The 10089-nt window shown below is 66.8% G+C and carries 13 protein-coding genes, 1 tRNA gene and 1 pseudogene; 14 read left to right on the forward strand and 1 reads right to left on the reverse strand.

The window, feature by feature from the left end; genetic code table 11:
• Positions 1-120: 120 nt before the first annotated feature.
• The gene (locus VI238_RS00365; protein ID WP_331647332.1) at positions 121-507 is read right to left on the reverse strand and encodes a helix-turn-helix transcriptional regulator; all 387 of its coding nucleotides are present in this window, start codon (positions 505-507) and stop codon (positions 121-123) included.
• 406 nt (positions 508-913) lie between these two features.
• Here VI238_RS00365 and VI238_RS00370 point away from each other — a divergent pair, with 406 nt between their 5' ends.
• From VI238_RS00370 to VI238_RS00435, 14 genes and pseudogenes are all read left to right on the forward strand, one after another.
• Positions 914-1753 (forward strand): hypothetical protein, encoded by an 840-nt coding sequence (locus VI238_RS00370; RefSeq protein ID WP_331647334.1) that lies wholly within the window; start codon positions 914-916, stop codon positions 1751-1753.
• A gap of 107 nt (positions 1754-1860) precedes the next feature.
• The gene (locus VI238_RS00375; RefSeq protein WP_331647336.1) at positions 1861-2112 is read left to right on the forward strand and encodes a hypothetical protein; all 252 of its coding nucleotides are present in this window, start codon (positions 1861-1863) and stop codon (positions 2110-2112) included.
• Positions 2109-2414, forward strand: coding sequence for a hypothetical protein (locus VI238_RS00380; protein ID WP_331647338.1), 306 nt, complete (start codon positions 2109-2111; stop codon positions 2412-2414). The genes VI238_RS00375 and VI238_RS00380 overlap by 4 nt, the downstream gene beginning before the upstream one ends.
• Positions 2415-2488: 74 nt before the next feature.
• Positions 2489-3166 (forward strand): YceH family protein, encoded by a 678-nt coding sequence (locus VI238_RS00385; RefSeq protein ID WP_331647339.1) that lies wholly within the window; start codon positions 2489-2491, stop codon positions 3164-3166.
• A 32-nt stretch (positions 3167-3198) separates the two neighbouring features.
• Positions 3199-4299: an alpha/beta hydrolase gene (locus VI238_RS00390; RefSeq protein WP_331647340.1), complete on the forward strand. Its 1101-nt coding sequence runs from the start codon at positions 3199-3201 to the stop codon at positions 4297-4299.
• A 375-nt stretch (positions 4300-4674) separates the two neighbouring features.
• A complete protein-coding gene (gene tpiA, locus VI238_RS00395; RefSeq protein WP_331647342.1) occupies positions 4675-5436 on the forward strand; it encodes a triose-phosphate isomerase in 762 nt (253 codons plus the stop codon).
• Between the two features lie 2 nt (positions 5437-5438).
• A complete protein-coding gene (gene secG / locus VI238_RS00400; RefSeq protein ID WP_331647354.1) occupies positions 5439-5903 on the forward strand; it encodes a preprotein translocase subunit SecG in 465 nt (154 codons plus the stop codon).
• 5 nt (positions 5904-5908) lie between these two features.
• A tRNA-Leu gene (locus VI238_RS00405) sits at positions 5909-5993 on the forward strand.
• A 119-nt stretch (positions 5994-6112) separates the two neighbouring features.
• On the forward strand, positions 6113-6469 hold the full coding sequence (locus VI238_RS00410) for an NADH-quinone oxidoreductase subunit A (protein ID WP_331647344.1): 357 nt from the start codon (positions 6113-6115) through the stop codon (positions 6467-6469).
• 52 nt (positions 6470-6521) lie between these two features.
• Positions 6522-7076: an NADH-quinone oxidoreductase subunit B family protein gene (locus tag VI238_RS00415; RefSeq protein ID WP_331647346.1), complete on the forward strand. Its 555-nt coding sequence runs from the start codon at positions 6522-6524 to the stop codon at positions 7074-7076.
• Between the two features lie 13 nt (positions 7077-7089).
• Positions 7090-7833, forward strand: a complete 744-nt coding sequence (locus tag VI238_RS00420) for an NADH-quinone oxidoreductase subunit C (protein WP_331647348.1) — start codon at positions 7090-7092, stop codon at positions 7831-7833.
• A gap of 140 nt (positions 7834-7973) precedes the next feature.
• Positions 7974-9227 carry an NADH-quinone oxidoreductase subunit D gene (locus tag VI238_RS00425; RefSeq protein ID WP_331647350.1) on the forward strand — a complete coding sequence of 418 codons (1254 nt, stop codon included), beginning with the start codon at positions 7974-7976 and terminating at the stop codon, positions 9225-9227.
• Positions 9224-9751, forward strand: a complete 528-nt coding sequence (gene nuoE / locus VI238_RS00430; RefSeq protein WP_331647352.1) for an NADH-quinone oxidoreductase subunit NuoE — start codon at positions 9224-9226, stop codon at positions 9749-9751. Before VI238_RS00425 ends, nuoE begins: the two co-directional genes overlap by 4 nt.
• Positions 9752-9898: 147 nt before the next feature.
• Positions 9899-10089 (forward strand): annotated as a pseudogene (locus tag VI238_RS00435) (NADH-quinone oxidoreductase subunit F); the annotation flags it as partial.

Here is a 10089-nt window from a genome sequence, read left to right on the forward strand (position 1 = left end):
CCGCGTCGCCGCGGCTGGATTCGCGCCGCGCGCGAGCCACCGGCCTGCCGGGCGACGCAGCATCACGGTCGTGCGCGTCCGTCGCGCCCCCGGTTCGCGCTCCGTGCGAACAGTCTGCAGCTAGAAGAAATCTTCCATCCACCGCACGAACGCGTCGCGCTTGCGACGCGGGATGCGCCGGAAAGCGATCAGCAGTCGATCTTCGACCTCGTCCGCCGCGAGTTCGCTCGTCTCGATCGCGGGCGCCTCGGTCACGCCCTGCACGGCAGCACCGCGGCCGGTTGCGAGCCATTCGAACGACACGGCGCAGACGGTCGCGATCCGTTCGAGGTGTTCCGCCGTCGGCGCCGTGCCGTTCGGCAATTCCCATTGCGCGACCGCACTGGCGCCGACACCGATCGCCTCGGCGAGTTTCGCTTGCGTAAGTCGTGCCAGCCGTCGCGCATGCCTTATCCGATTCGGGCGCGGTCCCGTAAACGCGTGCTCGCGTATGTCGCGTTCCTTCACTTCGGCGTCCTCAGCGATGCTGCTTGTTCAGTGATTTTGACCGTATTTCCTCAGGCGGCCTTTCCACTGTCCTCGTGCGCGGCAGTTTCCATCGGTTTCTCGCAGCAGAGAGCAGCAAGGCTGGATCCGACCGAGGGAATTTCCAGCTTGTTGCACTTCGTCGATCCGAAGAATGATTCCTCCAACAAATCTAAGTTTAAACCTGTACACGCGGGAACCACCGAGGTCGCTCTCAAGAACCTGGCCGCATGCGCTGCAATGGGGCGGCGCGGCGCCTGCATGACCCGGAAAGCCCCTCGACTCGGATACGCCCGGCTTGCCGGTGCGCAGTATGCGATCCGGCGCGATCGCAAGGAAGACGGTGCCCCCGCGCCGTTCGAATGTCGCAGCACCCAAGGAGAAGGCAATGACTCTGTACCAGGGAAACGTCCGCAAGGCCGGCCTCGCGCTTGCGCTGTCCATCGGCTCCGCCGCAGCCCATGCGGCCCCTCCGGTCGGCAATGCGGCGGCCTACGACCTCTCGGTCCACATCAACCTCGTCGGCATCACCCAGCTCGACGTCGGCGCGCAGACGAGTTCGGCCCTCGTCGACGTCGTCGCCAGTGCCAATGATTCCGAGACGCTGCCGTCGTTCGGCATCACCGATCCTCTCGCGCTCATTTCCCTGAGTACCGGAGTGCTGAGTTCCGAAACCGAGTACGTCGGCGGCCCGATGTCGGCGATCGCCGCGCGGTCGACCGTGGCCAACCTCGACCTGGGCGCAGGCACCGCGATCGTCGACGTGCTCGGCCTCGGCGCCGGCCTGGTGCGCTCGACCTCCTCGATGTCGGGCTACTGCCCCGACGTGGCGCCGATCGGGCCGAGATCGTCGCTCCTCGGCGATTTCGTATTCGGCACCGGTTTCGATTTCGGCAATCTCAATGGCGGTGGCGGTGGCGGTGCGGATGGCGGCGGGCTCGGTGGTCTTCCTCCCGGTGGCACCGACCTCGTCGATCCGGTCGTGTCCCTTCTCGGCGTTCCAGTGCCGGGACTGCCGCTCGATCCGCCGCCGAATACCGCGGTCGATCTCGGCCAGCTCGGCATCGTCGGCGCCACCCTCATCCTCAACGAACAGAGCACGAGCGGCGACGGCGTCCATTCCCTGTCGACCGCGTCGAATGCGATCCACCTGACGATGAACGTGGCCAGCCTCGTGACGGCCGACGTCGTCATCGCCCATTCCGAAGCCGGCCTGGCTTGTCCTTGAGCGGAGCGGGGCCTCGCGCATCGGCCCGGTTCGCTCGACCCACGGCCGGATCCAGGGATCGGATCCGGCCCGCGGCCAACCGCATTCCACATTTCCGGGAGCATTCCATGTTCCACAAGATTCCCGATGGCCACGAATCGCACCTGCCGCTCGACGCGCTCGAACGCGCGCGCGACGATTCCGCCCAGCTGTGTTCGCTCGACGAGCCGATGAGCGACGCCCAACTGCAGCTGCGCGCCGAACTCGTCGCCAAGATCATCGAAACCCGTACCAAGCTGCGCATGATCCGCGACAAGGCCGAGGAGCTGCAGCTCGCGCTCGAGCGCTTCGTCGCAACGCGCGGCACGCGGCGGGCTTGAGCGCGGCGACCATGCACAAGGGCGAATTCGTTTCCGGCATGGCGGTGCGACCGATCGGCAGCCTGCACGTGATGAAGCTCGGCGGCACGGCCGACGAATGGATCTGCTCGTGGTACGACAACGACGAGCATCGCGCGATGCGTTACATGCCGGAGGACCTCGAGCCGGTGTGCATGCTCGTCGGCGACGCCGGGTACGGCGGCATCGCGATCGCTGCCGCCGACGCAGTGTTCGACACCTGGGGGTTCGGCGCGCCCGTGGACGAGCACGGTCGCGAGCGCGCGAGCGAGGACGAGGACTGACCGTCGGCCGCGCGAGCGGGGCGCCGCGCGCATCCTGCTAGACTCGACCGGGTCATCCGATCGCCGAGTCGCCCGTGGAAGAGAACGTCGCCCCGAACCCGCGTCCACCCGTCGAACTCGATCCGATCGAGGCGCGCATCATCGGTTGCCTCGTCGAGAAGGCCGCGGCGACGCCCGAAGCGTACCCCCTCACCGAAAACGCGATCGTCGTCGCTTGCAACCAGAAGACCAGTCGCGAGCCGGTCATGCAGCTCGAGCCGGGTACGGTCGCGCACGCGCTGCGCGCGCTCGAAGGCAAGGGCCTGATCAAGGTCGCATCCTCGTCGCAGCGCGCATTGCGCTACGAACATCGCTTCGACGCGACCTGGGGCACGACCGCTCGCCAGCGCGCGGTGCTCTGCGTGATGCTCTTGCGCGGGCCGCAGACCCTCGCCGAACTGCACGCGCGTACGGACCGCCTCGCCGAGTTTCCGAGCCTCGACGACGTGCGCGACACGGTGGAGCGGCTGATCCAGCGCGAACCCGCGCTCGTCGTGCGTGTTCCGCGCGCGCACGGGCAGCGCGAGGACCGTTACATGCACCTGCTCGGCGGCCCCGTCGACGTCGGCGAGCTCGCTGCCGCGGCGCCGGCGTCGCCCGCGTCGTCGGCGTCACGTGCGGACCTTGCCGAACGCGTCGAGCGCCTCGAAGCGGACCTTTCGTCGCTGCGCGATGCATTCGAGGCGTTCCGCGCGCGCGTCGGCGACGGTTGACCTGCCGCGATCGGTCCGCGGGACGCTTTCCAATGCGCTGCATTCCGATCCTCATCCTGCACGGGCTGTTCGTCCTCGGCGGTGCGCACGCGGCGTCTGCGAAGACCGAAACCGGGATGCTCGGCGGGGCGGCATACCGTGTCGACCTCCCGCCCGGTTGGACAAGCGGCAGCGGCCTCGTCGTGTTCTTCCACGGCTACTCGGACCAGCCGATCGGATATGCGGAGAACGAGCCGCTCTCGCCGATGTTCGATCCGATATTGCGCGAGGGCTTTGCAGTGCTGCAGTCCGGCTACTCGCGCCCGGGGTGGGCGATCGAGCAGGGCAGCGCCGACAGCGAACGGCTGCGCGAGTGGTTCGTCGCCCGGCACGGCAAGCCCAGCCGCACGTTCGCGATGGGCATGTCGATGGGCGGCGCGCTCACCGTGCACGCGCTCGAGACGAATGCGCGCGCGTACGACGGCGGCCTATCGTTGTGCGGCGCGATCGAGCCGTCCGACCGCATGATGCAGCGCGATTTCGCCGTGCGTGCGGCGTTCGACTATTACTTCCCGCGCGTGCTCGGCGAGCTCGTGCCGGTCCCGTCCGACTACGTCGCCGACGGCGCGACCGTAACGCGCATCGCTGCCGCGATGCGCGCGAACCCGAAGGCGACAGCGTCGCTGCGCGCGGTCTATGGTGCCGGCGACCTCGACAGCCTGCCCGGCGTGATCGCAGCGATCACCTACGACGTGAAGGAGATGCAGCAGCGCACGCACGGCAACCCGTTCGGCAACGCCGACCTCGTCTACACCGGTTCCGCCGACGACGACGCGCTCAACGACGGTGTCCGCCGCTACCGCGCCGAATCGAAGGCGGCTGCGTACATGGCGCGCTGGTACACACCGAGCGGCGAGCTGACCCGGCCGCTGCTCGCGTTGCACGACACGCGCGATCCGCTCGTGATCGCATCGAGCGCGTTCGAGTACGCGCTCACCGTGCAGCGCGCGGGACACGCGGACCGCTTCGTGCAGCAGTACGTCAAGCAAGAAGGCCATTGCGCATTCACGCCCGCGCAGATCGGCAAGGCGTTCGACAGCCTCGTCGAATGGGCGCGCGGCGGTCGCCGTCCGCCGTCCGGTGCGCAGCCGTGAAGCCGCAGGCGCGGTTCCGCGCGGCGTCGAGGTCGTTCCGCTCCGGGTGCGGCGCCCAGCGTGTTCGGCGTCGCTGCCGGCCGGATGGGGGTGTCGCAGACGCGACGTAGAAGGGCAGGGCGCACGCGCGTTTCGACTCGCTGTGCGAGCTGCGCTCGACGCGCGCGGAACGGGTAGGGCGTCCGGTACTCCGACCGCAACCGCAACTGCGTCGGCAGAGTTCCTGTCGGTCGCCCTGCGCTCGGCGTGCAGGCGCGAGTCGAATGGCCGCCACGGCCGCTTCGAATCGAGGCGGGGTCCTCACGACGCGAGTGCAGTTGTCGCTGTCGAACGCGGTGGCTATCCTTGCGCGCTCTCGGATAGCCCGGACTCCCCATGCGCCGCCCGCTCGTCGCCGGAAACTGGAAGATGCACGGCTCGCGCGCGATGGCGGACGACCTCGTCGGCCGCATCGCGGCAGCGTCGCCGGCGAACGTCGACGTCGCCGTGCTGCCGCCGTTCCCGTACATCGAGGGCCTGATCGCCGCGCAGCGCGGCAGCGGCATCGCGTTCGGCGCACAGGATCTCAGCGAGCATGCGCAGGGCGCCTATACGGGCGAAGTGTCGGGCGCGATGCTGCACGAGATCGGCTGTACGTACGTGCTGGCGGGCCATTCCGAGCGTCGCCAATACCATGCCGAGAGCGACGCGCGTGTCGCCGCGAAGTTCGTCGCGGCGCAGGCCGCGGGTCTCGTGCCGGTCCTTTGCGTCGGCGAGACGCTCGCCGAGCGCGAGGGCGGCGTCACGGAAACGGTGGTCGCGCGCCAGCTCGATGCCGTGATCGCGGCCGCGGGCATCGCCGCGTTCGCCCGCGCGGTGGTCGCGTACGAGCCGGTCTGGGCGATCGGCACGGGACGTACGGCTACGCCGGAGCAGGCGCAGGCGGTCCATGCATTCATACGTGGCACATTCCGCAAACAGGATGCTACAATCGCCAACTCGCTGCGGCTCCTGTATGGCGGCAGCGTCAAACCCGCCAATGCGGCCGAGTTGTTCGGCCTGCCCGATGTGGATGGCGGATTGATCGGCGGTGCCTCGCTGGTGGCGGCGGATTTCCTCGCCATCTGCGCTTCCGCCGCGAACGTGAAGAGCGACTGATGCTGTCGATTGTTGCCAACGTATTCTATGTGCTGATCGCGATCGCCATGATCGTCCTGATCCTCTTGCAGCGCGGCGCTGGCGCCGCTGCGGGGTCGGGCTTCGGTGGCGGCGCGTCGGCGACCGTTTTCGGTGCGCGCGGTTCGGCGAACTTCCTTTCGCGCAGCACGGCGGTTCTCGCGGGTTTGTTCTTCCTGCTCAGCCTCGGCATGGGCATTTATCTGGGTCGTACCGGCACGGTGACCAGTGCCGCCGACGATCTCGGCGTCATGTCCGGAGTCGCCGCCCCGGCGAAGCCGGAAGCCGCTCCGGCTCCGGCCGCGGGCAGCGACGTGCCGGCTCCGACCGCTCCGGCGGCCTCGGCCGACACGCCGACGCCGACCGCCGCGACGCCGGACAAGCCTGCCGCGGCTGCCGACAAGCCGGCCGCGCCGGCGACCAAGCAAGAGGGGAAGGACGGAAAGTAAGCAGTGCCCAGGTGGCGGAATTGGTAGACGCACTACCTTGAGGTGGTAGCGGGGAAACCCGTGGAGGTTCGAGTCCTCTCTTGGGCACCACTCGATTCGACCGGCGGCTGTGGATGCAATGTCCACAGCCGCCGAGCCGGATCTTCTTTACCGTCGTCGCGCCGGCAGGGCCGTCGCGACCGCTGATGCGCCCTGGCGCGGAGGTGTCTGTGCTGACCGAGTACTTCCCGGTCCTGTTGTTCCTCGCGGTCTCCGCCGTGATCGGCATCGCGCTGATCGTCATCGGCAACCTGCTCGGCCCGCGCAAACCCACTGCGGAGAAAGCCTCGCCGTACGAATGCGGCTTCGAGGCCTTCGAAGACGCACGCATGCGTTTCGACGTGCGCTATTACCTCATCGCGATCCTGTTCATCATCTTCGATCTGGAAATCGCCTTCGTGTTTCCGTGGGCGACCGTGTTCGGAAAGCTCGGCGCCGTCGGGCTCGTCGAGATGGGCATGTTCCTGCTCCTGCTCGTGATCGGCTTCGTCTACGTGTGGAAGAAGGGGGCGCTGGAATGGGAATGACGTTCCGCGCGACGATGCTGTCTCGCACACCCGGCCCTTCGAGGATCGACGCATGAGTCTCGTATCGCGCATCGGCGAGTCGATGCACAATCCCGAGCCGGTCAACGTCGTCGACGACATCCTGCGGCCGGGTGACGACAACCCGCTGATCCAGCGCGGCTTCGCGACCGCGCGCCTCGACGAATTGATCAACTGGGCGCGCACCGGCTCGATGTGGCCGATGACGTTCGGCCTCGCCTGCTGTGCGGTCGAGATGATGCACGCGGGCGCCGCGCGCCTCGACCTCGATCGCTACGGCGTGATCTTCCGCCCGAGCCCGCGCCAGTCGGACGTGATGATCGTCGCCGGCACGCTCGTCAACAAGATGGCGCCCGCGCTGCGCAAGGTCTACGACCAGATGCCCGATCCGAAGTGGGTCATCTCGATGGGCAGCTGTGCGAACGGCGGCGGCTACTACCACTATTCGTATGCCGTCGTGCGCGGCTGCGACCGGATCGTGCCGGTGGATGTGTACGTGCCCGGCTGCCCGCCGACGGCCGAAGCGCTCATCCACGGCATCCTGCAACTGCAGAAGAAGATCCGTCGTACCAACACGATCGCGCGCTAGCGGAATTCCGGACATGAGCGAAACAACGGCAGTCAGCGGCCGCTCGGCCTTCGTGCAGCAGCTCGAAGCGAAGCTCGGCCAGAAGCTCGTTCGCCTCGCCGAATCGCGCGGCGAAACCACGATCGAGGTGCTGCCGGAGAACTGGCTCGCCGTTGCGGCGCTCCTGCGCGACGACGCCGAGCTGCATTTCGAGCAGCTCGTCGACCTCTGCGGCGTCGACTACCTGTCCTACGGCCAGGACGAATGGGACACGACCGACGTGTCGTGGACCGGTTTCTCGCGCGGCGTCGAAGGCGAGGGGCCGGGTCGTTTCGCGTGGGCGAACCGCCCGCGCCCGGCGCACATCCCGCACCGCTTCGCCGTCGTCGCACACCTCCTGTCGATCCGCCACAACCGCCGCCTGCGCGTGCGCGCGCACTGCACCGACGACGACCTGCCGGCCCTGCCGTCGCTGATCGGCGTGTGGCCGAGTTCGGACTGGTTCGAGCGCGAGGCGTTCGACCTTTACGGCATCGTCTTTGAAGGCCATCCGGACCTGCGTCGCATCCTTACCGACTACGGCTTCGTCGGCCATCCGTTCCGCAAGGACTTCCCGCTGATCGGCAACGTCGAGGTGCGTTACGACCCCGAGAAGAAGCGCGTCGTGTACGAACCGGTGACCTCGGTCGAGCCGCGCGTGCTCGTGCCGCGCACGATCCGCGACGACTCGCGTTACGAGCAGGCGCAAGCCGAGACCGCCGCGGAGCGCAAGAAGTGAGCGCGACGATGGCAAAGGCAGAAGCCTTCGACACGAAGGACACGAAGGAAAAGCGTGAGAAGGGCTTTTTCTTGATGCCTTCGTGTCCTTCGTGTCCTTCGTGTTTCAATCTTTCTTGATGTAGTTCGGGTCACTTCGACATGCAGGAAATCAAGAACTACACGATGAACTTCGGCCCGCAGCATCCGGCCGCGCACGGCGTGCTGCGCCTGGTGCTGGAGATGGACGGCGAGACGATCGTGCGCGCCGATCCGCACATCGGACTGTTGCACCGCGCGACGGAGAAGCTGGCCGAATCGAAGCCGTTCAACCAGTCGATCGGCTACATGGACCGGCTCGACTACGTCTCGATGATGTGCAACGAGCACGCCTACGTGCGCGCGATCGAGAACCTGCTCGGCGTGGAGGCACCGGAGCGCGCGCAGTGGATCCGCACGATGTTCGACGAGATCACGCGCATCCTGAACCACCTCATGTGGATCGGGTCCAATGCGCTCGATCTCGGCGCGATGGCGGTATTCCTGTATGCGTTCCGCGAACGCGAAGAGCTCATGGACTGCTACGAGGCGGTCAGCGGCGCGCGCATGCACGCGACCTACTACCGGCCCGGCGGCGTCTATCGCGACCTGCCCGAGGTGATGCCGAAGTACGGCGAGTCGAAGTGGCACAAGGGCAAGGACCTCGAGCGACTCAATCAGTGGCGCGGCGGTTCGATGCTCGACTTCCTCGATGCGTTCTGCGCCGACTTCCCGCGCCGCGTCGACGAGTACGAAGAACTGCTCACGGACAACCGCATCTGGAAGCAGCGCACCGTCGACATCGGCATCATCCCGCCGGACCAGGCGCTCGCGTGGGGCATGAGCGGCCCGATGCTGCGCGGTTCCGGCGTCGAATGGGACCTGCGCAAGAAGCAGCCGTACGCGAAGTACGCCGAAGTCGATTTCGACATCCCGGTCGGCGTGAAGGGCGACTGCTACGACCGCTACCTCGTCCGCGTCGAGGAGATGCGCCAGTCGAACCGCATCATCCAGCAGTGCGTCAGCTGGCTGCGCGCGAACCCGGGGCCGGTGATGGTGCGCAACTACAAGGTCGCGCCGCCTTCGCGTGTCGAGATGAAGGACGACATGGAAGCGCTCATCCACCACTTCAAGCTGTTCACCGAGGGCTACACGGTGCCGGCCGGCGAAACCTACAGCGCGGTCGAGGCGCCGAAGGGCGAGTTCGGCATCTATCTCGTCTCGGACGGCGCGAACAAGCCGTTCCGCCTGAAGTGTCGCGCACCGAGTTTCGTGCACCTGTCGTCGATGGACGCGATCGTGCGCGGCCACATGTTGCCGGACGTGGTCGCGATGATCGGCACCTACGACGTCGTTTTTGGAGAAGTCGACCGATGAAGGCGACCGGTACCTACGAGGCGGTCAAGGACGTCGATCCGCTGGTCGCGTTGAACGCGCATACGCGCGAGCACATCGACCACTGGGTCGCGAAGTTCCCGCCCGACCGCAAGCGCTCGGCACTGATCCAGGGTCTTTGGGCCGCGCAGGAGCAGAACGGTGGCCATCTCACCGACGCGCTCATCACGGCGGTGACACAGTATCTGGGCCTGCCGCCGGTGTGGGGCTACGAGGTGGCGACGTTCTATTCGATGTTCGAGACGAATCCGGTCGGACGCCACAACGTGGCGATCTGTACCAACATCTCGTGCTGGCTCAACGGCGCCGAGGACATCGTCCGCCACTGCGAATCGAAGTACGGTATCAAGCTCGGCGAGAGCAGCGCGGACGGGCGCATCTACCTCAAGAAGGAAGAGGAATGCCTCGCCGCGTGCTGCGGCGCGCCGATGATGGTCGTGAATGGCCACTATCACGAGAACCTGACGATCGAGAAAGTCGACAGGATTCTCGACGAACTGAAATAAGACGACTGTGGGAGCGGCGTGAGCCGCGATGCCTCTGCTGCAAAGCGCATCGCGGCTTGCACCGCTCCGACAAGGGCTTTCATGAAGAGTGCGGCCAGGATGGCCGCTTTGGCTCAGCGATCAGGACGATCGCAAAAGGTATATCTCATGGCATACGGTCCCGCACCGCAGGAACACCAGGTCGTCTACACGACGCTGCATTTCGAGCAGCCGTGGACGCTCGACAATTACCTGAAGGTCGACGGCTACAAGGCGTGGAAGAAGATCCTCGCCGAGAAGCCCGACCCGGTCTCGATCGTCGACGAGGTGAAGAAGAGCGGCCTGCGCGGCCGCGGCGG

The organism is Dokdonella sp. (assembly GCF_036518555.1).
Lineage (GTDB): Bacteria > Pseudomonadota > Gammaproteobacteria > Xanthomonadales > Rhodanobacteraceae > Dokdonella_A.

Bases quoted from the DNA above. Each gene is read 5' to 3' on its own strand.
- VI238_RS00370 (WP_331647334.1), top strand. From the start codon at position 914: ATGACTCTGTACCAGGGAAACGTCCGCAAGGCCGGCCTCGCGCTTGCG.
- VI238_RS00375 (WP_331647336.1), top strand. From the start codon at position 1,861: ATGTTCCACAAGATTCCCGATGGCCACGAATCGCACCTGCCGCTCGAC.
- VI238_RS00390 (WP_331647340.1), top strand. From the start codon at position 3,199: ATGCGCTGCATTCCGATCCTCATCCTGCACGGGCTGTTCGTCCTCGGC.
- tpiA (WP_331647342.1), top strand. From the start codon at position 4,675: ATGCGCCGCCCGCTCGTCGCCGGAAACTGGAAGATGCACGGCTCGCGC.
- VI238_RS00415 (WP_331647346.1), top strand. From the start codon at position 6,522: ATGAGTCTCGTATCGCGCATCGGCGAGTCGATGCACAATCCCGAGCCG.
- VI238_RS00420 (WP_331647348.1), top strand. From the start codon at position 7,090: ATGAGCGAAACAACGGCAGTCAGCGGCCGCTCGGCCTTCGTGCAGCAG.
- VI238_RS00425 (WP_331647350.1), top strand. From the start codon at position 7,974: ATGCAGGAAATCAAGAACTACACGATGAACTTCGGCCCGCAGCATCCG.
- nuoE (WP_331647352.1), top strand. From the start codon at position 9,224: ATGAAGGCGACCGGTACCTACGAGGCGGTCAAGGACGTCGATCCGCTG.